Genomic DNA, 23,028 nt, shown 5'->3' on the forward strand with positions numbered 1-23,028 from the left:
GTTCCAACTCGGCCTGGCGGGCGTGGGCGAGGGGCGCGTCGGGGCTCAGGGAGGCGGCTCGGCGGGCGGCTTCGAGGGCGGCAGGGAGCTGCCGGGCGGCCTGAAGGGCGTAGCTGTAGGCGAGTTGGGCCGCCGGGGCGTCGGGGTTGCGTTCGACGTTCTGGCGGGCGGTTTCCAGGGCGGCGGGATCGTTGCGGGCCACGCGGATCACGGTCGCGGTGGCGTCGAGGGCCGGGTGGGTGCCCGGGGCAAAGCGGGCAAGCAGGGCGCTGGCAGCATCGACTTGGCCCAGACCCAGCAGCACGCCGGCCTTCAAGGCGGCCAGGGCGGGCGTGCTGTCCACCTCGGCGAGGGGGGCGAGGCGGTCAAGCGCATTGCGCGCCCGGCCTGCGGCCAGTTCGCCCTGGGCGGCGGCGAGGGCCTGACGCGTGGCTTCGGGGTAGGTGGCCAGCTCGACCGGCCGTAGGTGCTGGACCTGGGGGTAATGGATGGCCCAGGCGACGGCGTCAAGGGGGCGCACGGTTATCCCTGCAGGGGCACTGCCGGCACGGGCCTCAATGGCCTGGCCGGCTTCGATGCGTAGCTCGCCAGCGCTGTTGCCGGTGCGCACGCGACCTTCGGCGACCACTACCTGGGCCCGACTATCGTCGCTGGTAACGGTGAACTCGGTGCCGTCCACGAAGGCATTGACAAAGGGTGTGATGATTCCGAAACGCCGGCTGAAGCGGCTGATGACGTGGACTACGCCCTGTGGCAGCTTGAGCTCTCCAGTGGCGGTCGAGCCGGGCAGGGTCAGGGTGGTGTTGTGGTCGAGGCGCACCAGTACGTTCTGTGCCAGCACGACGGCGGCCCGGCCGGGGCCGCGCACGGCGACCTGGTCGCCGGGGCACAGGGGTTGGCGTGGTGTGGCGATCCGCCACTGGCCCTCCCCGGCGGCACGCACTTCGATGCGGCCCTCGGTGGCGGCGAGGTGTCCGGCGGGTGGGTCGCAGGCAAGGGCGCCGAAGGAGACGGCGGACAGGCCGGAAAAGGTGAGGCTTAGACCGAGATAGAGGGGCCGCAGCGCGAACTTCTGCGGAGGCCGGGCATGGGACTGCATCGACGGAGTACCGATCCTGAAGACCTAAAATGGCAAACGGCTGAATTTGTGGGTGATATTAACTGCAAAAGGATGTGACTTGCAGTATCTCGTGTGCAGTTTGCATTTATCCCTGATTCACTCACTTGCTATCGAGCACGATGCACCCACTGCTGTCGGGGAAGTCTCTGCCAGTCAGGCGAGCCTGGCAGCGTTCCACGTAGAATCGCCCGGGGCCGTCCTCCGGACAGGTGGCAAGGAGAATGCGCAGGTGCAGGCGGGCCAGGTCGAGTGCTCCCCTGGCGTAGGCGCTACGGGCGATCTCAAAGGCCTCGCGGGCATCTTGTGGCAGGGGTGAAGACCTGATTTCATGCAGATCGATGGCCTGGCGCTTGCCCGCCAATACAAAGGAGCCGAGCAGTCGCGCATCGTCGTCTCCAAGTGGGGGCGAGAGCTGCTCCAGCACCGCTCCGGACACCAGGATGCGGGTGTGGAGGATCTTATTGACGCTCTGGATGCGACTGCTGGTATTGACGATATCTCCGACAACCCGCAGTTCCCGTCGCGCATCGGCACCGACTTCGCCGAGAAACACTGGCCCGTAGTGAAGGCCGAAACGCGTTGGAAGCGCGGTCTTGTCACCGGGTGGCGCTTCGTTCATCAGGCCATGTAGCGCAAGGGCGGCATCGCAGGCTTTGCGGCAGGCGTCGTCCGCCGAGTCGTCGGCCAGCCAGAGACACATGATGGAGTCGCCCACGATGTCCATCACGTGACCACCGTGGGCTTCGACCACCGGCAGGAGGCGGGAGAAGTAGCGGTTCAGGGTTTCCCGGGTCTCTGCTGGGCTGAGGTTTTCGGTGAGGCTGGTATAGGCCTCGATGTCGCTGCACAGGCATACCCCGTGGATACTGCGTCCGCCATCATGATCGCGGAGCAAGGCGACGAGCTTCTCGCTCCCTTTGCGGCTGAGGCCCAGATCAAGGGCCTTCTGCAGGTCGCGTTCGCGCTGCCGGGCGGCGCGACCATGGCTGAACAGACCGAAGGCGGTGGTGGTGAGAGGGGCGAGCACCCCCGGCAGGATCACGGGCAGCCATACGTGGTGGTGGGCGAAGCACCATCCGGCCATACCGACCCACGCCAGGCCCAGGGCCGCGCTAATGGCCAGCGCCCGGGCCGTTCCGATGAAGTGCCACAGGGCTGCGAGCATGGCGCTCCAGGCGAGCAGGGCTGCGAGTAGCAGGCTGTCCGGGGGGCGCTGCAGTGCCGAGCCGTCGAGGAGGTTGGCCAGTGCGCTGGCGCACAATTCGACACCGCTGACATCGAGCCCGTCGGGGCTGCTGTAGGGAGTCCGGAAAATGTCCCCCTGCCGTGACTGGTTGAATTCGGAGAACCCGATCAGGACCGCCTTGCCTCGGAAGGCGGCGTCCCCGGTGGCCGGGTCTGCCACCTTTTCCAGGGCCTCCGCATAGGACAGGGTCCGGATGGTGCCGAGGGGACCGTACAGGTTGAGGGCGCGCAGGCGGATATCCGGCGAAGGCGAGATGGCGGCCGCTGTGCCCGCGGTCATCAGCTGGGCCATCAGCATGGGCAGGGAGGGATGGTCGCCGACGCTGGGGACAAACCCCCAGAATTCGAATATTCCCGCGGGCGTCTTGGGCATGATGAAAGGGCCGCTGGCCCACGCCGCATCCCGGAGCAGGGGCAGGGGTCGGGTGAGGTGATCCACGTGGGCGACGATAGTGCCGTCGGGGCGGGTGACCGCTTCCCGGGAAACGCCTTCCATGAGGATGACGTTGCCTGCGCGCCGAATGGCCGCGGCCAGGGCTTGGTCGCCTTCCGGCTCCCTAGCCCGTTCGAAGAGCACATCAAAGCCGATCACCCGGGCACCGCGGTCGGTGAGTCCGTTGACCAGTCGGGCGTGAAGGCTCCGCGGCCAGCGTTCCGGACGCTCGGACTGCCCCAAGGCCCGAGCCGAGCGGGAATCGAGGGTTATAATTACGACTTCCGGCGGGGGAGGGCGCGTTCCCCGCAGGGCGTACAGCAACTCCAGTCCGGCTCCATGCTCGAGATCTCCGGCGGGAGACAGCAGGAGGGTGGTTATCGCCAGCAGCGAGGCCGTCACGAGTCCAAGAAGGGTTCTGTCGGGGCGTTGCACGGGCTGTCTCAGGAGCGCGCTGTCATCGGAGAGGTAACTGGCTGTGATGTATCTGGATCGGGTGGATCTGTTCGACGGCCTCAGCGATGAGCAGGCCGAAGTACTCAAGTCGCGTTCTCGGGTGCGCAATTTTGCGCCCAATACCATTGTCGTCAACGAGGGTGACGATGGAAGCAGCCTGTTCGTGGTGCAAAGCGGGGCGCTCAAGGCCTACCTTACCGACAACATCGGTCGCGAGGTGACCCTGTCGCTGCTTGACCCGGGTGATTACTTCGGCGAGCTCGCCCTGCTCGACGACGCGCCACGTTCCGCCTCGGTCATCGCACTGACGCGCAGTGAAGTATTGCAGATTCCCCGGGCGGCGTTTCTCGCCCTGATCGAAGCCCATCCGGCCTGCATGCAGATCGTGGTGCGCAATCTGGTCGGACGCATCCGCAAGCTGACGGAAAGCGTGCGTTCCCTGGCCTTGGTGGATGTGTTTGGGCGCATTGCACGAGTGTTTGAGTCCCTGGCGGTCGAGACCGATGGCGTTGGCATCATTGACCGGCGCCTGACCCAGCAGGATCTCGCCAACATGGTGGGGGCGTCCCGGGAAATGGTGAACCGTATCCTCCGTGACATGGTGTCCGGGGGCTATGTGGAGATCGAGCCCCACCGCATCATCGTTCGCAAGAAGCTGCCCAGGCACTGGTGAGGATGTAAAAACCCTGCTGATTGCAAGGTAATTTTTCATCCCTTGGCTACACTTGAAAGTGTACAAGGGAGACACATCATGTCCTACATCGATTCGCCCATCAGCCGCTGCGAAGCCGTTCGCGAAATGGTCCTGACCGACCAGACCCAGGCCCAGTGTGCCTACGAACACGGATGTCCGCCGGGGCGCAACTGCCCGCTTGACGGGTGCTTTGCCGAGATCTCGGGCATCACCGAGGAGGTCACGTGTGAAGCACTGGCGCATGTCGCCAGTGCCGGTGGCAAAGTCTGATTCATGGCCAGGCGCACCCTCGGAACCCGTCAGAAGCTGATCTTCCGCGGCCCCGATCAGGGGCCGGGAAAGGCCGCGCCAAAGGGGCCGCGCAACCCATTGGTAGTACCGGCCCTGCAGCGCAAGGCCGGCCCCCACGGGAAGTCCCGGGGCGCCAGACGTCAGGAGGCGCAGCGCGTTCTCCGCAGCACTACGGACGAAGATCTATAGGGTGACTTCCGTCGTCCGCGGATCCTTGATCCACGGGATGCCCCCCGGCCGAGTGGGGGTCCGGTGTCCGTTCATCCCGGGCCATCATCGGCGGCGGTTCAGGATTTCAGGTTCAGTCTGTCGAGCAGGCCGTCGAGTTGATCGAGGCTGCCGAAGTGGATGGTGACGGCCCCCACCCCCTTGTTGTTGGCCTTGATCTTCACCGTGGCGCCGAGCTGATCGGCAATCTCCTCCTCCAGACGCAGAATGTCCCGGTCGGGGGGCGGAGCGGGCTGTTTCGATTTCGGGTTGAGGGCCTGATGTACCAGGCGTTCGGCTTCGCGCACCGACAGGCCGCGGGCGGCGATCAGATTGGCGAGACCAACCTGGGAGGCGCCGTCCAGGGGGAGCAGGGCACGGGCGTGGCCCATGTCGATGTCGCCGGCCATGAGCAGTTCCTGCACCGGGGGCGCGAGCTGGAGCAAGCGCAAAAGGTTGGACGCGGCGGGGCGGGAGCGCCCGACGGCGTCGGCGGCCTGCTGGTGGGTCATGCTGAACTCATCGATGAGACGCTGGATGCCGGCGGCCTCCTCGAGAGGGTTGAGGTCTTCCCGCTGGATGTTCTCGATCAGGGACATGGCCAGGGCGGCCTCGTCCGGAATCTCCCTCACCAGGCAGGGCACTTCGTTCAGGCCCGCCAGTTGGGCGGCCCGCCAGCGGCGTTCGCCGGCAATGATCTCGTAGCGTTTGGCGTCAAACATGGCGCCGATGGGGCGCACCAGAATGGGCTGCATCACGCCCTGGGACTTGATCGAGGCGGCCAGCTCCTCAAGCGAACCCGGGTCCATGCGGGTGCGTGGCTGGTACTTGCCAGGTTGCAGTTCCGCGGCGGGCAGGGTCTGAAGTTCACCTTCAGTCCGGTCGCCGTCGTTGTTGGCTGCGAGGAGGGCGTCGAGCCCCCGGCCTAAGCCTTTGAGTTTGGGAGGTGCCATGGTGGGATTCAGAGGGTCTTGACCCGTTCGATCATTTCTTTGGCGAAGGCCAGATAGGCCTGGGCGCCCTTGGCGCTGCGGTCGAAGACTACGCCGGGGATGCCGTGGCTGGGGGCTTCGGCAAGGCGGACGTTGCGCGGCACGATGGCCTTGAAAACCTTGTCACCGAAGTGGGCCTCGAGCTGCGCGGAGACCTGTTGCTGGAGGGTGACGCGGGGGTCGAACATGACCCGCAGCAGGCCAATGATGGACAGCTCGCGGTTGAGGTTGGCGTGTACTTTCTTGATGGAGTTCACCAGATCGGAGAGGCCTTCCAGGGCATAGTACTCGCACTGCATGGGGATGATCACCCCGTGGGCGACACACAGGCCGTTGAGGGTGAGCAGGGACAGGGACGGCGGGCAGTCGATCAGGATGAAGTCGTATTCGGACTGGTGCAGGGCGAGGGCGTCGCGCAGGCGGTTCTCGCGCCGGTCGAGGCCCACCAGCTCGACCTCGGCACCCGCAAGATCACGATTGGCGGGGATCAGGTCGTAGCCGCCGCTCTCGGAGCGCACCCGGGCGTCCGCCACGGTGCCGAGGCCCACCAGCAGGTGATAGACCGACTTGCTCAGGCCGCGCTTGTCGATGCCGCTGCCCATGGTGGCATTGCCCTGGGGGTCCAGGTCGATCAGAAGTACGCGCTGCCCCGCTGTGGCGAGGCCGGCGGCCAGGTTGACGCAGGTGGTCGTCTTGCCGACGCCGCCTTTCTGGTTGGCGATGCAGAAGATGCGGGCCATGCTCAGATCCGTTTCACGATGAGGAGGTGGCGCTCGGCGTCGAGGCCGGGCACGCTGAGGCGAATGGCCTGTTCGAGGCGGAAGCCCGCGGGCAGCCGGGCGATCTCGTCCTCGGGGTAGACGCCCTTCATGGCCAGCAGCCGGGTATCGGGGCCGGCCAGGTGGGCGGTGAGATTGACGAAGTCGGCCAGGTCGGCAAAGGCCCGGGAAATGATGCCGTCGGGGGCCTCCGGGGTGTAGGCCGGCTGCCAGGCTTCGATGCGCGCGTGGTGGGCACGGAAGTTGGCGAGCTTGAGTTCGATCTTCGCCTGGTTCTGGAAGGTGGACTTCTTCTGCACCGTCTCCACGGAGTCCACCTGCAGGTCGGGTCGGCACAGGGCCAGCACGATCCCCGGCAGGCCGCCGCCGGAGCCCACATCCACCAGCCGGGTGAGGCCGTCCAGGTGGGGGAGCACCGACAGGGAGTCGAGCAGATGGTGGGTGATTAGCTGGCCTTCGTCACGGATGGCGGTGAGGTTATAGACCTTGTTCCACTTCATCAGCAGGCGGCCAAAGGCGAGCAGGCGTTCCGCTGAATCGGCGGGCAGAGCGAGGTCGAGGGCGGCGATGCCCTTTTGGAGGGATGCGGCGCTCATGCGGACTTCTCCCGACCGCGGGCCAGTTCGCTGCGCTTGAGCCATACCAGCAGCAGGCTGATGGCCGCCGGGGTGATGCCCTGGATGCGGCTGGCCTGGCCGATGGTTTCGGGTTTGTGCTGGTTGAGGCGGCCCTGGACTTCCTTGGACAGGCCGCGCACGGTGGTGTAGTCGAGGTCAGCCGGCAGGGGGGTGGCTTCGGCATCGGCCTGACGGGCCACTTCGTCCTGCTGGCGGTCAATGTAGCCCTGGTATTTGGCGGCGATCTCGAGCTGTTCGACCACCTGGGGGTCGGTCTCGGGGCCTTCGGGGGCGCCGGGCAGGGTCATCAGGTCGGCGTAGCGCACGTCGGGGCGGCGGAGCAGCTCGAAGAAGGGGTATTCCCGCTCGATGGCCTTGCCGAGCACGGCTTCGGCGGCCTCTGCCGGCACCCTGGCCGGAGTGGCCCAGGTGGCGCGCAGGCGGGCGGTTTCCCGTTCGACGGCTTCACGCTTGGCACAGAAGGCGGCCCAGCGGATGTCGTCCACCAGACCCAGCTTGCGGCCGGTCTCGGTGAGGCGCAGGTCGGCGTTGTCCTCGCGCAGGCTGAGACGGTACTCGGCGCGGGAGGTGAACATGCGGTAGGGCTCGGAAACGCCGCGGGTGATCAGGTCATCCACCAGCACGCCCAGGTAGGCCTCGTCGCGGCGGGGGCACCATGGGTCCTGCCCCTTTACCTGCAGGGCGGCGTTGATGCCGGCCAGCAGGCCCTGGGCGGCGGCTTCTTCGTAGCCGGTGGTGCCGTTGATCTGGCCGGCGAAGAACAGCCCGCCGATGGACTTGGTCTCCAGGCTGGACTTGAGCTTGCGCGGGTCGAAGTAGTCGTACTCGATGGCGTAGCCCGGGCGCAGGATGTGGCAGCTTTCCAGGCCCTTGATGGAGCGCACGATGTCCAGCTGCACGTCGAAGGGCAGGCTGGTGGAGATGCCGTTGGGGTAGATCTCGTGGGTGTCCAGGCCTTCGGGCTCAAGGAAGACGTGATGGCTGTCCTTGTCGGCGAAGCGGTGGATCTTGTCTTCGATGCTCGGGCAGTAGCGCGGCCCCACGCCCTCGATCACACCCGAATACATGGGCGAGCGGTCCAGGTTGGAGCGGATGATGTCGTGGGTGCGACTGTTGGTGTGGGTGATCCAGCAGGGTAGCTGCCGCGGGTGCTGGCCGGCCTTGCCGAGGAAGCTGAACACCGGCACGGGGTCGTCGCCGGGCTGCTCCTGCATCACCGAGAAGTCGATGCTGCGTGCGTCCAGGCGCGGCGGGGTACCGGTTTTGAGGCGTCCCTGGGGCAGGGCGAGTTCCTTCAGGCGCTGGCCCAGGCTGATGGCCGGCGGGTCGCCAGCGCGTCCGGCGGAGTAGTTCTGCAGGCCCACGTGGATCAGGCCATTGAGGAAGGTGCCGGCGGTGAGCACCACGGCGGGGGCCTCGAAGCGCAGGCCGATCTGGGTGACGACGCCGGTGACCCGGTCGCCCACCACGGTGAGGTCGTCCACCGCCTGCTGGAAGAGCCACAGGTTGGGCTGGTTTTCGAGGCGCTTGCGGATGGCGGCCTTGTATAGCACCCGGTCGGCCTGGGCGCGGGTGGCGCGCACGGCCGGGCCCTTGCTGGCGATGAGGATGCGGAACTGGATGCCGCCTTCGTCGGTGGCGGCGGCCATGGCTCCCCCCAGGGCGTCCACTTCCTTCACCAGGTGCCCCTTGCCGATGCCACCGATGGACGGGTTGCAGCTCATCTGGCCGAGGGTTTCGATGTTATGGGTGAGCAGCAGCGTGGCACACCCGGCCCGTGCCGCTGCCAGCGCGGCTTCAGTGCCGGCATGGCCGCCGCCGACAACGATCACGTCGAATCGGGTGGGATGGAGCATGGGAAAACCGGGGAAGGTGAATCGGGGGAGCCGAATGATACGACCTTGCGCTGCAAAAATACAGCGCCACGCAGCGTCGCGATCCGGAAAAGCGGCGGATTTACAAAGGCTTATCTAGTGCTTTCCGCTATCTTCGGATGCTCCGGTCGGTACATCGGGAAGGGGCGCGGGCCTTTGTTCCGGAATCCACCGGGTCGTCCGGGCGGAGTCAGCAGACATTCCGTTTCGGCACCTCAAGTTTGCTGCCTGAAGTCCGTTGTGCTCCACAAGAGAAGAGTGGCGTCGGTAGCTTGCTGTCTCGGCTGCTGCCGCAGGTAAGCAATCATCAGTTTAGTACCTTGCTCGGTGCGCCCGCGTTATCGGACGTACCCGAATGCATCCTCGTCCGGATGCTGTGGGATCAAAAAAAGGCCTTTCCATGACCCTTCCGTCGGACCCTCCCTCCGATGATCCGGTGCTGCGCGCTGCGGAGTCCGCTTCTGAAAGCCTCGGCGTCGATGGAGCCTATCCAGCCCGCGGCGTGGAGCAGGAGCGGAATTTCCTCAAGACGCTGGTCCGGGCGCTTCCCGATCTGGTCTGGTTGAAGGATCCGGACGGGGTCTATCTGGCCTGCAATCCCCGTTTCGAGCGTTTGTACAACGCCAGGGAGGCGGATATCGTGGGCCGCACCGACTACGATTTTGTCTCGTGGGACGTGGCTGATTTCTTCCGGAACAATGATCTGGCGGCAATTCACGCCGGGTGTCCCGTGCGCAACGAGGAAGATCTGGTCTTCGCAGACGACGGTCATCGGGAGCGGGTGGAAACCATCAAGACCCCGATGTATGGCGAGGACGGGAGGCTGGTGGGGGTTCTCGGCGTGGCCCGGGACATCACCGATGCCCGACGCGCCCAGGAGGCTTTGCGCGAGCGGGAAGAAATCTTCTCGAGCATCGTTGGTCAGGCCGCAGACTCTATCGCCCTGGTGGATGCCCGCAACGGCCGTTTTGTCGAGTTCAACGAGGCGGCTCACCGTAACCTGGGATACAGCAGGGCGGAGTTTGCGAAGTTGGCGATCGCGGATATCGATTGCGAGCAGAGCCCGGCCTTGATGGCGGAATGCGTGGCCCAGATGCTGACTCCGGACGGCCTCACCATCGAAACACGGCATCGCCATATCACGGGCATGGTGCGGGATGTGCGGGTGCGCGCGCGAGGCATCACCCTGCGGGACGGTCGCCGCTATCTCGCCGCGATCTGGAGCGACATCACCGAGAGCAAACAGGCGGAAGTGGCGTTTGCCACCCAGCGTCAAGTGTTCGAGATGGTGGCGTCCGGGGCGAGCCTCGAGAATACCCTGGACACGCTGGTGCGCGGCGTCGAGGCCCGGTTGAGCGGCGTTCGGGCGTCGATACTGCTCCTCGATCCGGATGGCGTTCATCTGCGCCACGGCGCGGCGCCCAGTCTGCCGGACGCCTACAACCAGGCGATCGACGGCATCGCGATCGGTGAGGGGGTGGGGTCCTGCGGGACGGCTGCGTGGCGAGGAACGCGGGTCGTCGTCGATGACATTGCCCATGATCCCCTGTGGGCGCCGTTTGCCGAACTGGCCGGGCGCTTTGGGCTGAAGGCCTGCTGGTCCTCTCCCATCCTCAGCCGCAACGGTGGCGTATTGGGAACCTTTGCGCTCTATCCGGCCACGGCATCGCAGCCGACGGAGGATCATCTGGAACAGGTTGCCCTGGCTACCGACATGGCCGCCATCGCCATCACGCGGCACCGGGAAGAGTCCGCACTGCGCCGTAGTGAAGCCCGGTTCCGTCAGCTCTTCGAGGTTGCGCCGATGCCGCTTGCGCTGGTGGACGTCAATGGGGTGGTGCTCGACATCAACCGCAGTTTCACCGATATCCTCGGCTATACCCGTGCCGATGTGCCTGAGCTGGAAACTTGGTGGCGTCTGGCCTATCCCGATCCCGAGTATCGGAATTGGGCACGAGCGACCTGGAGCGAGGCCCTGCGCGAGGCTGGTGTGAACCAGCGGGCCGTGGAGCCTCGGGAGTTCCGCATCACCTGCCGCTCCGGCGAGGTACGGACGCTGATGGTGTCCGGCGCACTGGTGGGCGACAGTCTTCTGGCGACTTTCTTCGATGTCACGGAGACTCGCAAGCTCGATGCGCAGCTCAAGCTCTATCACCAGCACCTGGAGGATCTGGTTGCAGAGCGCACCCTGCAGCTGGCGGAGGCGCGGCAGAAGGCCGAGTTGGCCAATCAGGCGAAGACGGCTTTCCTGGCCAACATGAGCCACGAGATCCGGACCCCGATGAATGCCATCCTGGGCCTGGCCCGGCTGCTTGAGCGCAGCCCCCTCGACACCGCTCAGCAGGACCGACTCGGAAAGATTCGCAGTGCGGGAAGCCACCTGCTGTCGATCATCAACGACATCCTCGATATCTCCAAGATCGAGGCCGGCAAGCTGATTTTGGAGTCCATCGATTTTTCGCCCGGCATGCTGTTCAATCAGGCCCACTCCCTGATCCAGGAGCGTCTGGCAGCGAAACACCTTGAATTTCGCAGCGATACCGATGGTCTGCCGGCGGTGTTGTGCGGGGACGTGACGCGCCTCCGGCAAGCCCTGCTCAACTACCTGAGCAACGCCGTGAAGTTCACCGACCATGGTTCCGTGAGCCTGCAGGCAAGCGTGCTGGAGGAGTGCGAGGACGATCTGCTGATCCGCTTTGAAGTGATTGATACCGGGATCGGAATTGCGCCCGAGAAGTTGCCCGGCCTGTTCCAGCCCTTCGAACAGGCCGACGCCTCGACCACACGCCGTCATGGCGGGACCGGGTTGGGGCTGGCTCTGACGCGCCACCTCGCCCGTCTGATGGGGGGCGAGGCAGGGGCCGATAGCACGCCTGGTTGGGGAAGCACCTTCTGGTTTACTGCCCGGCTCACCCGGCGCAAGGGCGCGATACTTCCGGCACAACCATCTGGAGCGCGGGAAACGCAGGCGGATGCTGCACTCCGCCTGCGGGGCGGCCGGGTGTTGCTGGTGGAGGACAACGTGCTCAATCAGGAAGTCGCGGTGGAAATGCTCGGCGAACTCGGGCTCACCGCCGACCGGGCAGCGAATGGCGCGGAGGCAGTCGAACTGGCCCGTCTCAACGCCTACACGGTGATCCTGATGGACATGCAGATGCCGGTGATGGACGGTCTGGAGGCCACCCGGCGTATACGCCGTCTGGCCGGTGGCAACCGGATCCCGATCGTAGCCATGACGGCCAATGCCTTCGAAGAGAACAGGGATATCTGCCTGGACGCCGGAATGAATGACTTCCTCACCAAGCCGGTGGAGCCCGAAGCCCTCGCCCGGATGCTTTTGAAGTGGCGTTCGGGGGCGGTGGTGGAACGTTCTTGCGTGCCTTCTGCCGACTCCGCCGAAGATCTCGACGTGACGAGTGGTCTGCGGATCGTCCGGGGCAAGTGGCCCACTTATCTGCGCTTGTTGCAGATCTTCGTTGATACCCACGGGGACGTGGGCGAGCGCTTCACGGCCTGTCTGGCCGCCGGCGATGTGCCCGAGATCTTCCGTCTGGCCCACTCCCTTGCGGGGGCCGCGGGCAACATTGGCGCCCATCGGGTGAGTGGTCTGGCCCGTTCGGTTTGTGACTCCGCCCGGGGAAACATGTCACCTGAAGAACTTGCCGATTCGCTGGCGGCTCTGGGCCTGGCGCTGCAGGATCTGTTCAAGGCCATCAGCGGGCAGATTGCCCGCGGTGAGGGAGCGTCCACGTGAACATCAGGGAACGGATTGCCCCGTTCAGTTGGGCTGACTACTTTGAGACCGGCTTTGGCGAGGTGGATGCCCAGCACCGCAAGCTCGTTGACCTTGTCAATGTCCTGGCCCAGCGCGCGGCCACCGGCGGCGAGATCCAGCCGGCCGAGCTGGCCCATGTGCTGGACGGCCTGGGCACTTACGCGGCCCACCACTTCACCACCGAGGAGGCGCTGATGGAGCGCGTGGGCCTCGACCAGCGCCATGTCCGCGCCCATCGCCAGAGCCACGCGGACTTCGTTGCCCAGGTGGAGGCGATGCGCGGCACGGCCGATCCGACCCGGGCGGTGCCGGTGCTGTATCGTTTCGTCACCAGCTGGCTGACATTCCACATCCTTGACACCGACCAGAGCATGGCCCGCCAGCTACGGGAGGTGGAAAGAGGGGCCACCGCGGAGGCGGCTTTCGAGGCGGCCGCCAGCCATGGCAGTGATCCCGGCAACATGGCCCTGATCGCTGCCGTCCGCAACCTGCTTGGCCTCGTGGCCGAGCGCAACGGCGAACTTGCCCGGATCAATACCAGCCTTGAGCAGCGGGTGCTTGAGCGGACGGCAGAGCTGAGCACCGCCAATCAAGCCCTCCGGCAGACCCTGGACTCCCTGCAGGAGACCCGTGTCCGCTTGCTAGAAGCGGACAAACTGGCTGCCGTCGGGCAGTTGGCGGCTGGCGTGGCCCATGAGATCAACACGCCCCTCGGTTACGTGGCGTCCAATCTGGGTACCCTGCGCGAGTACGCGGAGCGCCTGCTTGCGTTGGCGGATACCGCGGAGCGCCTGGTTTCCGGCGGCGCCAGCGCGGATGTCTGGGCCGCCGCCCGCAGCGGCACCGACCTGGATTTCATCCGCGAGGATCTCCCCACCCTGATCGCGGAATCCAATCGGGGTCTGGGTCAGGTGTCGGACATCATCCATGCCCTGCAGGATTTCGCCAGTCCCGGCCCGACGGAGACCCGCGAGCTGCCATCTGCGAAGATCCTTGAGGAAGCCATCCACGCGACCGGCAGCAACCGTCGGCCGGGGCAGGCCCTGGTCCGTAGCTACGGAGCCCTCCCCGCGCTGCAAGGCAATCCGACCCTGCTGGTGGAGGCCTTCAAGGCCTTGCTCGACAACGCCTTCCGGGCTCTGGAGGGGGCCGTCGGTACCATCGTGGTTCGGGCCATGCCCAAGGGTGAGAACCTGGTGGTGGAGGTGGAAGACGATGGGTGCGGCATGGACGAGGCGACCCGGGCGCGCATTTTCGAGCCTTTCTTCACGACCCGTCCAGTGGGGGAGGGACGTGGGCTTGGCCTGTCATCCGCTTACCGTATCGTGCTCAGCCACGGAGGACGCCTCGAAGTGAGCAGCTCCCCTGGCAAGGGCAGTTGCTTCCGGGTGACGCTGCCGCTGCCCGCGCCCCACTGAAAGCGCTGAACCCGGCCGGAGCCGGGTTCAGCGGGCTTGTGGGACAAGAGGCCTGTCAGCGGCCTGCTGCCAGGGCGCGCAGGCGGGCAACCCGCTCTTCGGTTGCCGGATGGGTGCTGAACAGACCGCGCAGGCCGCCTCCCGACAGTGGGTTCATGATCATCATCTGGCCGGTTTCCGGATGGGCTTCGGCCGTGGGCATGGGGATGCCACGGGCGAAAGCGTCGATCTTCAGCAGGGCATCGGCCAGGGCATGGGGGTCACCCGCGATTTCAGCACCACCTCGATCCGCCTCGAATTCACGAGCGCGGGAGATGGCCATCTGGATCAGGCTGGCCGCCAGCGGTGCGAGCAGGGCCACGGCGATGGAGGCAATCGGATTGCCCGGCCGGCCGTTCTCGTCACGCCCGCCAAAGAACATGGCGAAGTTGGCCAGGGCCGAGATGGCACCGGCCATGGTGGCCGAGATGGTGGAGATCAGGATGTCCCTGTGCTTCACGTGGGCCAGTTCGTGGGCCATCACGCCACGCAGCTCACGCGCGCTGAGCATTTGCAGGATGCCGGTGGTAGCTGCTACGGCGGCGTTTTCCGGATTGCGCCCGGTGGCGAAGGCGTTGGGCTGGTCTTCATGGATGATGTAGACCTTGGGCATGGGCAGCTGGGCACGCCCGGCCAGCTCACGCACCATGTTGTACAGGTAGGGCGAGCTGGTTTCGTCCACCTCCTGCGCGTTGTACATGCGCAGGACCATCTTGTCGGAGAACCAGTAGGAGAAGACGTTCATCGCGCCGCCGAAGACGAGGGCGAGGAGCATTCCCGACTGACCACCGATCATGGCACCAATGGCCCCGAAGAGGGCGATGATTCCGGCCATGAGGATGGAAGTCTTGAGCCAGTTGCCGAGCATTGCGTTTATCCGTCCTTTCGGGTTAATGCGGAAAGCGCAAGTTTAGATGGGGCGCGTTGCAAAAAATTCAATGGGCTGAAGCGCTTTGTCAGGCAAAGCGGCTACCCACGGCAATCGGCATGCCGCGCAGGAAGTCGGCGGCGGAGAGGCGTTTGGCGCCGGGTTTTTGCAGTTCGGTGATGCATAGGGAGCCTTCGCCGCAGGCCACGATCACACCGGCGCCTTCGGCCAGCAGTACCTCGCCCGGCGTGCCGCTGGCGTCGATGGCCCGTGCCCGCCACAGCTTGATCGGTGTCTCGCCATGGGTGGCGATGGCGCCGGGAAAGGGGTTGAAGGCGCGGACCATGCGCTCGAGCTCGACGGCCGGCCGGGTCCAGTCCACGATGGCTTCGGCCTTGCCGATCTTGGCGGCGTAGGTGACCCCGTCGGCAGGCTGTGGCGTGGCGGCGAGGCCGCCCGGTAGGGCTTCGAGGGCTTCGACGATCATCTCGGCACCCAGCCAGGCGAGGCGGTCATGGAGGCTGCCGGTGGTGTCGTCGGGGTTGATGGGTTCGGCACGCTTGAGCAGCATCGGCCCGGTGTCCAGCCCGGCATCCATCTGCATGATGGTGATGCCGGTTTCGGTGTCACCGGCCTGGATGGCCCGGTGGATGGGCGCAGCACCCCGCCAGCGGGGCAGCAGCGAGCCGTGGATGTTGAGGCAGCCGTAGCGGGGCAGATCAAGCACGGCCTGGGGCAGGATGATGCCGTAGGCAGCCACCACCAGCACGTCGACCCCGGCTTCGGCCAGGGGGGCCTGTTGCTCGGTAGTGCGCAGCTTCTCGGGCTGGTGCACCGGGATGCCGGCGGCCACGGCCACCTGTTTGACCGGGCTGGGCTGGAGTTGCATGCCACGTCCTGCCGGGCGATCAGGCTGGGTCAGGACCAGGGGGACTTCGAAACCGGCAGCAAGGATGGCTTCGAGGGCGACGGCGGCGAACTCGGGAGTTCCGGCGAAAGCGACTTTCATCAGGCGGTGATCCGGGCCTTCTTGGCCAGTTTGCCCTTGATGCGGGTCTGTTTGAGCTGGGACAGGTATTCGACGAAGACCTTGCCTTCCAGGTGGTCGAGTTCGTGCTGGATGCACACGGCGAGCAGGCCTTCCGCGTCGAGCTCGAAGGTCTGGCCCTGCTGGTCAAGGGCACGCACCCGCACGGTCTCGGAACGGCTGACCTTGTCGTAGATGCCGGGCACCGACAGACACCCTTCCTCACAGATCTGCTCGCCGGATCGGGCGATGATCTCGGGGTTGATCAGGGCCACCAGGGCCGATTTGTCTTCGGAGACGTCAATGACCACAACCCGCTTATGGACGTTCACCTGGGTGGCGGCAAGACCGATACCCGGCGCCTCGTACATGGTTTCCGCCATGTCGGCGACCAGCTGACGGATTTCGTCATTCACCTCGCGCACGGGCGCTGCGCGGGTGTGGAGGCGTGGGTCGGGGTAGCGGAGAATCGGTAGAAGAGCCATAAATATTGCCGGATGAAGACTTTACGTGCAGAATTTTGAGCGAAATATGCGATGCCTGCGTCTTGACGGAGAGGGCATCAGGCTCCGCCACACAGACTGCCCACGATGCGGCGCAACTGTCCGCCGAAAGCGAGCGCAACTCCCATGATCCGCATTATATCCGCCCTCCTCATCGGCGTCGCCGCCCTGGCTCCCGTTGCTTCCGGTGCTGCCGATCCGATCCGGCTGGCCGATGATGCCCCGGACAGCCACGTGGTGGCGTCCGGTGACACCCTGTGGGGTATCTCCGGAAAATTCCTGCGCGAACCCTGGCGCTGGCCCGATGTGTGGCGCTTGAACCGCGAGGAAATTCGCAACCCGCACCTGATCTATCCGGGGCAGGTCGTCGTCCTTGACCGCAACGGCCCCACGCTGAAGCTGGGCAAGCGTATTGGGGGTCCGCAGGATCGACCCCTCTATGAAAAGCGTTTCCCGCAGGTTTATTCCGATCCGGCGCGCAATGCCATCCAGAGCATTCCCCTGCGGGCCATCCTGCCCTTCCTGTCCGAGCCTTTGATCGTTGATGACGCGGATGACATCCGGGCCGGCATCGTCGTGGCGACCCAGGAGGGCCGCGTGTTCACCAGCCCGGGTGACACCATTTTCGCGACCCGCATCAATCCGGAAATCAGTAACTGGAATGTCTATCGCAAGGCCCGTCCCCTCAAGGATCCGCTTACCGGTGAGCTATTGGGGTTCGAGGCCGCCTACCTCGGCCAAGCCCGGGTGAGTGCCCAGGCCGGGGTGCTCGCGCCCGATGCCGGCGGAGAGACCGAGACGGCCCGGGAAGGGGCGCCCATCCCGGCAAGCCTTATCGTCACGTCCTTCAAGCAGGAGATCGGCAAGGGGGATCGCCTCCTGCCGGCCGGCCCCTCCGATCTGCCGAGTTACGTGCCCCATGCCCCCGAGCAGGAACTGACCGGTCGGGTGGTATCGATCTACAACGGGGTTGGCGGCGCGGGGCGCCACAACGTAGTGGCCATCAGTGTTGGCAAGCGCGACCAGGTTGAGGTCGGCCACGTGCTGGCCCTCCACCGCAACCGGGGAGAGACCGTCTACCGGGAAGACAATGTCGGGCCGGCACAGCGATACAAGCTGCCCGAGCATCGTTATGGCCTGGTGTTCGTGTTCCGGGTCTTTGAGCGGGTGGCCTACGCCCTGGTGATGGAAAGTGATGGCCCCGCTGCGGTTTCCGACAGCGTCCGCAAGCCCTGACCAACGGCGCCCCCTTGGAGGAACGGCACCCCCTTGCATCCTGGCTGCGCCTGAGCCTGACGCCGGGATTGGGCGCGGCGGCCCAGCGCCAGTTGCTGGCGGCCTTCGGCTTGCCCGATGCCATCTTTGATGCCAGTCACAGTGCCCTGACGGCGGTGGTCGGCAGCCCCGCGGCCCGCCTCCTCCTCGACCACGATGCTGGCGAGGCGGTGGCCAGGGCGCTCCAGTGGGCGGTTGAGCCGGGCAATACCCTCCTGACCCTGGGTGATCCCGCCTACCCCGCGTCCCTGCTGGAAATTCCGGATCCGCCCGTGTGTCTGTATGTCAAAGGCGACGTCGCGCTCTTGTCGCGCGAGGCCATCGCGGTGGTGGGTGCCCGCAGCGCCACGCCCCAGGGCGAAGCCAACGCTGAAGCCTTCTCCGCCAGTCTTTCCCGGGGTGGGTTGGGAATCGTCAGCGGCCTGGCCTTGGGCATCGATGCCGCGGCCCACCGCGGTGGTCTGAGTGGCCCCGGCCGCACCGTCGCGGTGATCGGCACCGGGGCCGACCGGATCTACCCGGCACGCAATGGCGATCTGGCGCGGAGCATTGCCGCTGAAGGGGCCATTGTCAGCGAGTTTCCCCTGGGTATCGGGCCGCTGGCCCACAACTTTCCCCGTCGTAACCGGCTCATCGCCGGTCTGGCAAGGGGCGTGCTGGTCGTGGAGGCTGCGCTCAAGAGCGGTTCACTGATCACTGCCAGGCTCGCCATTGATTGCGGACGCGAGGTTTTTGCCATCCCGGGGTCCATCCACTCCCCCGTGACGAAGGGCTGCCATCGTTTGATCCGCGACGGGGCCAAGCTTGTCGAATGTGCCGAAGACATACTCGAGGAGCTTCGCTTCCCTTTGCCGGAAGCCGCGCCGATGCGTGGCATGGGGCCGATCGGGGGTGATGCGGGTGACGACAGGGTGTTGTCCGCGCTTGGTCATGACCCGGTGGATGTGGATACCCTGGTGCACCGCACCAGCTTGACGCCGGAAGCGCTCTCCGCCATTCTGCTATCGCTGGAGCTCGAAGGACGGGTTGCCCGCCTGCCCGGAGGGCGCCTCCAGCGTCTCTAAAATGACCGGCCTCAGGCCTACGCGCCATGTTCGATATCCTCGTGTACCTCTTCGAGAACTACGTCCACGCCGATGCGTGCCCGGAACCCGCGCAATTGGCTCGCAAGCTTACCGCTGCCGGCTTCGAGGAAGAAGAAATCACCGAAGCCCTTGAATGGCTGTCCGGGCTGCGCCAGCTATCCGATGGAGAGCGGCCGGCCCAGTTCTCCCGCGCGGGCTCACTGCGCATCTACTCCGACGATGAACAGGTCCGCCTGGGGGTCGAATGCCGGGGTTTCCTGCTTTTTCTTGAAAATGCCGGCATCCTTGATTCCGAATGCCGTGAAATGATCGTCGAGCGGGCCCTCGCTCTTGGTGAGACCGAGATCGAGCTGGAGAACCTCAAGGTGATCGTGCTCATGGTGCTGTGGCAGCAGGACCGTCCCATCAACGGTCTGATCCTCGACGAGCTGCTCAACGAGTCCGAAGAAGATGAAGAGGAGCAGGCGCCATTCGCCGTGCATTGAGGCGATGCGTTGAATTTCCGGTGGCTTGCACGCCCGGCGCCGGCTTTCGTATGATGCGCCGCTTTTCCCAACAACCTGCAAGGGTGGCTGTCCCTTCGTCGCAGCGCTTCGCCCCGTGCTTCCGGCATGCTTTGCACTCCTGCGCGGATGCGTTCGGGGTCGCGTGTCAGGGCCGGCTTGTGACCCTTCCCCAACACCCTCGGAGTCAGGCGCCGCAAGGCGCACCAAAGGCATGAGCAAGCAGCTGATCATCGCGGAAAAACCATCGGTTGCGGCGGATATTGCCCGCTCCCTGGGTGGGTTCACCAAAGAAAAGGACTACTTCGAGTCCGAGCATTACGTCCTCTCGTCGGCGGTTGGCCACCTGCTTGAGTTGACGGTGCCGGCCGAGTTCGAGGTCAAGCGCGGCAAGTGGTCCTTTGCCCACCTGCCGGTGATCCCGCCCCACTTCGCGCTCAACCCCATCGAGAAAACCGAGGACCGCCTCAAGCTGCTCACCCGGTTGATCAAGCGCAAGGATGTTACCGGCCTGATCAATGCCTGTGACGCGGGCCGCGAAGGGGAATTGATCTTCAGTTTCATCGTACAGCACTCCGGCAGCACCAAGCCCGTGCAGCGCCTGTGGTTGCAGTCCATGACCGCCAATGCCATCCGTGATGGTTTCGCCCAGTTGCGGGCTGCCGCTGACGTTGAGGGCCTGCGCGAAGCTGCCGTGTGCCGTGCCGAGAGTGACTGGCTGATCGGCATCAATGGTACCCGGGCGATGACCGCCTTCAACTCGAAGACCGGTGGTTTCCACCTGACCACTGTCGGCCGCGTCCAGACACCGACGCTGGCGATCGTCGTGGAGCGCGAGGAAAAGATCCGCGCCTTCAAGCCCACCGACTACTGGGAACTCGAAGCCAGCTTCGGTTGCCAGGCTGGCGCCTATGTGGGCCGCTGGTTCGACGAGGGCTTCAGGAAGCCTGAAGAGGGCGCACCGCTGGCTGAGCATGCCACAGCCTTCCGTCTGTGGGAAAAAGCCCGTGCAGAGGCTATCAAGGCCAAGTGTGAGGGCAAGTCCGGCACGGTGGAGGAGGAGTCCAAGCCCTCCACCCAGCTTTCCCCGCTGCTCTTCGATTTGACCTCCCTGCAGCGGGAGGCCAACGGCCGTTTCGGCTTTTCTGCCCGTACCACCCTGCAGCTTGCCCAGGCCTTGTACGAAAAGCACAAGGTGCTGACCTATCCGCGTACCGACGCCCGGGCGCTGCCGGAAGATTATGTCGGTCAGGTGAAAGGCATCCTCGGCGGCCTGCCGGACGAATATGGCCCCTTCGCCAATGAAATCATCAAGCAGGGCTGGGCCAAGCCCAATAAACGCATCTTCAACAACGCCAAGATCTCAGACCACTTTGCCATCATCCCCACCGGCACGGCGCCCAAGAGCCTGTCCGAGGCCGAGGCCAAGATCTACGATCTGGTGACCCGGCGCTTCCTGTCGGTGTTCTACCCGGCCGCCGAGTACCGCATCACCACCCGCATCACCCGCGTCGAGGGCGAAGCCTTCAAGACCGAGGGCAAGATCCTCGTCAATCCGGGCTGGTTGGCTGTGTATGGCAAGGCCGCCGCGGTGAGCGAGGAAGAGGGTGGAGCCCCCCAGCTGGTGGTGGTCGAGCCCGGGGAGAAGGTCAGCACCGACGAAATCCTGCTCAAGGCCCTGGTCACCAAGCCACCCGCGCGTTTCAATGAAGCAACGCTTCTGTCGGCCATGGAAGGCGCCGGCAAGATGGTGGACGACGAGGAGCTCCGCGCTGCCATGGCCGGCCGCGGCCTCGGCACGCCGGCCACCCGAGCCCAGATCATCGAGAACCTGATCGGCGAGACCTACATGCTGCGCGACGGCAAGGAGCTGATCCCCACCGCCAAGGCCTTCTCCCTGATCACCCTGCTGCGGGGCCTCGGCACCAACGAACTGACTTCGCCGGAGCTCACCGGCGAGTGGGAGCACAAGCTGGCCCAGATGGAGCGGGGCGCTCTCAGTCGTGCCGACTTCATGGAGCACATCCAGGCCATGACCCGCGACATCGTTGAGCGGGCGAAGCGCTATGAGTCCGATACCGTGCCCGGCGATTTCGCCACCCTGCAGACGCCGTGCCCCAAGTGCGGTGGTCTGGTAAAGGAGAACTACAAGAAGTTCGCCTGCCAGGCCTGCGACTGGCAAGCCTGGAAGATCGTCGCAGGCCGCCAGTTCGAGATCCCCGAGATCGAGACCCTGCTGTCCACCGGACGGGTGGGCCCGCTGCTTGGCTTCCGCAACAAGATGGGGCGGCTCTTCAATGCCGAGATCCGCCTCAACGACGACAAGCAGCCCGAATTCGACTTCGGTCAGCCCAAGGAGGATGAGGCTGCCGAGGCCGTGGATTTCTCGGGGCAGGACTCCCTGGGCCAGTGTCCGAAATGCGGCGGCCAAGTATATGAGCATGGGCTTTCCTACGTCTGCGAGAAGTCCGTAGGGCCGGAGAAGTCCTGCGATTTCCGGTCAGGCAAGATCATCCTGCAGCAGCCCATCGAGCGCGAGCAGATGCACAAGCTCCTCGATACCGGGCGGACGGAACTGCTGCGGGGCTTCGTTTCCAGTCGTACCAAGCGCAAGTTCTCGGCCTTCCTGGTGAGGGGCGAGGATGGCAAGGTGGGGTTCGAGTTCGAGAAGAAGGAACCCAAGTCGCCAGCCGCGGCAAAGAAGCCGGCAAGCCGGAAGAAAGCGGCAGCCGAATAGACGACGGATACGCCAGTTAAAAAGCCCGCCGATGCGCGGGCTTTTTAACTGGCCCGGGGTGCGGGATCAGGCCAATACCGCCGCGACCAGCTCGTGGAAATCGTCGATATCCGTATCCGAACAGCCCAGGAAGAGCTTTGCGTTTTCGAAGGCGCCGTCGCCAACCACCGCCGCGCTGCGGGTGCACTCCGCGATCACGTGTTCCGCGATGATGGTGATTGCAATGAGGGCCAGCGCGCTGGAGGGCAGCTCCCGCTCGGGAAGGATGTACACGTCCGGGTCGTGGTGGTAACGGATGGCGGCGGCGATGCTGTCCGGAAGCCCCCAGTTACGGGCCAGCAACCAGCCGACGACGGCGTGGTCGCACTTGAAGTGCTCCCGCTCCCGCTCACACAGGGATTCCGGGTCGTCGAGAAGGTGGGCGCAATGTTCGACATACTGTGGAAAGTTAAGCATCATCACCGGGATGGCCGCGTCATGGAACAAGGCATAGGTATAGGCTAGCTCCGGTGAAATCCCCACGTGCTTGCGTGCAAGCACGCCAGCTGCCATGGCAAGGCTCGAGGTTCTGGCCCAGAAGCGCGCCATCTGCTCATCGGGCAGGCCATCGGTAGAGTTGCGCAGGGCCACAGCAATCACCACATTCAGGATATTGCTGATGCCGAGCCGCGCGACGGCCTGCTGAACGCTCCTGACCCGGTTCGTGCCGCCCAGCATGGGCGAGTTGGCCAACTTGACTGCCGTCGCAGACATGCCTACATCCGAGGCGATGATCCGGGCCAGCACCTTTATCTGTGGGTCATCCTTTTGAGCTTCGCGCATGACCTCCGCGACCACGACGGGGTAGGCGGGAATGCGGATGGCGGCCAGGGCCTTTTCCAGTTCGGTGTGGGTCAGCGGGCGGGGAGCAAGCGCAGTGTTCATGGTAGGCTCAAAAGCGGATTTGAAGTTGCGATTTTAATAAAAATAATAATTTTTTAATTTTTATCATTTTACTGCACCCGGGCTTCCGTTCAAGGCCCGCAGGCGTCACTATTTCACACTCGACAAATGAAGAACCCCGGCGGAG

At 65.0% G+C, this 23,028-nt stretch carries 18 protein-coding genes; 8 read left to right on the plus strand and 10 right to left on the minus strand.

All coding sequences use genetic code 11. The features are described 5' to 3' along the window. On the minus strand, positions 1–1,099 hold a 1,099-nt coding region (locus tag J0L98_RS14975; RefSeq protein ID WP_296412572.1), incomplete at its 3' end, for a FecR domain-containing protein. A gap of 121 nt (positions 1,100–1,220) precedes the next feature. Then, a complete protein-coding gene (locus J0L98_RS14980; protein WP_296412573.1) occupies positions 1,221–3,233 on the minus strand; it encodes an adenylate/guanylate cyclase domain-containing protein in 2,013 nt (670 codons plus the stop codon). Positions 3,234–3,279: 46 nt separating this feature from the next. Between J0L98_RS14980 and J0L98_RS14985 the strand changes: the two genes are divergently transcribed. Together J0L98_RS14985 and J0L98_RS14990 are read left to right on the plus strand one after the other, a co-directional pair. Beyond that, positions 3,280–3,927, plus strand: coding sequence for a Crp/Fnr family transcriptional regulator (locus tag J0L98_RS14985; RefSeq protein ID WP_296412574.1), 648 nt, complete (start codon positions 3,280–3,282; stop codon positions 3,925–3,927). A gap of 78 nt (positions 3,928–4,005) precedes the next feature. Further along, complete coding sequence (locus J0L98_RS14990) at positions 4,006–4,218, plus strand: hypothetical protein (RefSeq protein WP_296412575.1); 213 nt, start codon at positions 4,006–4,008, stop codon at positions 4,216–4,218. 308 nt (positions 4,219–4,526) lie between these two features. Here the strand turns inward: J0L98_RS14990 and J0L98_RS14995 are convergent, their stop codons facing one another. From J0L98_RS14995 to mnmG, 4 genes are read right to left on the minus strand one after another with little or no spacing between them, the layout of a single operon-like run. Continuing rightward, a complete protein-coding gene (locus J0L98_RS14995; protein ID WP_296412576.1) occupies positions 4,527–5,399 on the minus strand; it encodes a ParB/RepB/Spo0J family partition protein in 873 nt (290 codons plus the stop codon). A gap of 8 nt (positions 5,400–5,407) precedes the next feature. Next, positions 5,408–6,178, minus strand: coding sequence for a ParA family protein (locus J0L98_RS15000; RefSeq protein WP_296407080.1), 771 nt, complete (start codon positions 6,176–6,178; stop codon positions 5,408–5,410). Positions 6,179–6,180: 2 nt separating this feature from the next. Next, positions 6,181–6,813: a 16S rRNA (guanine(527)-N(7))-methyltransferase RsmG gene (rsmG, locus tag J0L98_RS15005; protein ID WP_296412577.1), complete on the minus strand. Its 633-nt coding sequence runs from the start codon at positions 6,811–6,813 to the stop codon at positions 6,181–6,183. After that, positions 6,810–8,711 (minus strand): tRNA uridine-5-carboxymethylaminomethyl(34) synthesis enzyme MnmG, encoded by a 1,902-nt coding sequence (gene mnmG, locus J0L98_RS15010; protein ID WP_296412578.1) that lies wholly within the window; start codon positions 8,709–8,711, stop codon positions 6,810–6,812. The genes rsmG and mnmG overlap by 4 nt, the downstream gene beginning before the upstream one ends. A gap of 418 nt (positions 8,712–9,129) precedes the next feature. On the opposite strand from mnmG, the gene J0L98_RS15015 reads away from it, so the two are divergent. Together J0L98_RS15015 and J0L98_RS15020 are read left to right on the plus strand one after the other, a co-directional pair. Next, positions 9,130–12,483: a PAS domain S-box protein gene (locus J0L98_RS15015; protein ID WP_296412579.1), complete on the plus strand. Its 3,354-nt coding sequence runs from the start codon at positions 9,130–9,132 to the stop codon at positions 12,481–12,483. Next, positions 12,480–13,922 carry a bacteriohemerythrin gene (locus J0L98_RS15020; RefSeq protein ID WP_296412580.1) on the plus strand — a complete coding sequence of 481 codons (1,443 nt, stop codon included), beginning with the start codon at positions 12,480–12,482 and terminating at the stop codon, positions 13,920–13,922. Before J0L98_RS15015 ends, J0L98_RS15020 begins: the two co-directional genes overlap by 4 nt. 55 nt (positions 13,923–13,977) lie before the next feature. On the opposite strand, the gene htpX is transcribed toward J0L98_RS15020, so the two are convergent. The 3 genes from htpX to def form a co-directional block, all read right to left on the minus strand. Continuing rightward, a complete protein-coding gene (gene htpX / locus J0L98_RS15025) occupies positions 13,978–14,829 on the minus strand; it encodes a zinc metalloprotease HtpX (RefSeq protein ID WP_296412582.1) in 852 nt (283 codons plus the stop codon). 88 nt (positions 14,830–14,917) lie between these two features. Continuing rightward, positions 14,918–15,838, minus strand: coding sequence for a methionyl-tRNA formyltransferase (gene fmt / locus J0L98_RS15030; protein ID WP_296412583.1), 921 nt, complete (start codon positions 15,836–15,838; stop codon positions 14,918–14,920). Beyond that, positions 15,838–16,341: a peptide deformylase gene (gene def / locus J0L98_RS15035; protein WP_296412584.1), complete on the minus strand. Its 504-nt coding sequence runs from the start codon at positions 16,339–16,341 to the stop codon at positions 15,838–15,840. Before def ends, fmt begins: the two co-directional genes overlap by 1 nt. 144 nt (positions 16,342–16,485) lie before the next feature. Here def and J0L98_RS15040 point away from each other — a divergent pair, with 144 nt between their 5' ends. The 4 genes from J0L98_RS15040 to J0L98_RS15055 all read left to right on the plus strand — a co-directional run bounded on the left by J0L98_RS15040 (position 16,486) and on the right by J0L98_RS15055 (position 21,959). After that, positions 16,486–17,595: a LysM domain-containing protein gene (locus J0L98_RS15040; RefSeq protein ID WP_296412585.1), complete on the plus strand. Its 1,110-nt coding sequence runs from the start codon at positions 16,486–16,488 to the stop codon at positions 17,593–17,595. A gap of 14 nt (positions 17,596–17,609) precedes the next feature. Continuing rightward, positions 17,610–18,698 carry a DNA-processing protein DprA gene (gene dprA, locus J0L98_RS15045; RefSeq protein WP_296412587.1) on the plus strand — a complete coding sequence of 363 codons (1,089 nt, stop codon included), beginning with the start codon at positions 17,610–17,612 and terminating at the stop codon, positions 18,696–18,698. A 26-nt stretch (positions 18,699–18,724) separates the two neighbouring features. After that, a complete protein-coding gene (locus tag J0L98_RS15050; protein WP_296407061.1) occupies positions 18,725–19,204 on the plus strand; it encodes a DUF494 domain-containing protein in 480 nt (159 codons plus the stop codon). A gap of 232 nt (positions 19,205–19,436) precedes the next feature. Next, positions 19,437–21,959, plus strand: coding sequence for a DNA topoisomerase III (locus J0L98_RS15055; protein ID WP_296412589.1), 2,523 nt, complete (start codon positions 19,437–19,439; stop codon positions 21,957–21,959). Between the two features lie 66 nt (positions 21,960–22,025). Here J0L98_RS15055 and J0L98_RS15060 read toward each other — a convergent pair whose 3' ends face one another. Next, the gene (locus J0L98_RS15060) at positions 22,026–22,883 is read right to left on the minus strand and encodes an HDOD domain-containing protein (protein ID WP_296412590.1); all 858 of its coding nucleotides are present in this window, start codon (positions 22,881–22,883) and stop codon (positions 22,026–22,028) included. Between the last annotated feature and the right edge of the window lie 145 nt (positions 22,884–23,028).

Origin of the sequence: Zoogloea sp., from assembly GCF_017302315.1 — a bacterium.
Lineage (GTDB): Bacteria > Pseudomonadota > Gammaproteobacteria > Burkholderiales > Rhodocyclaceae > Zoogloea.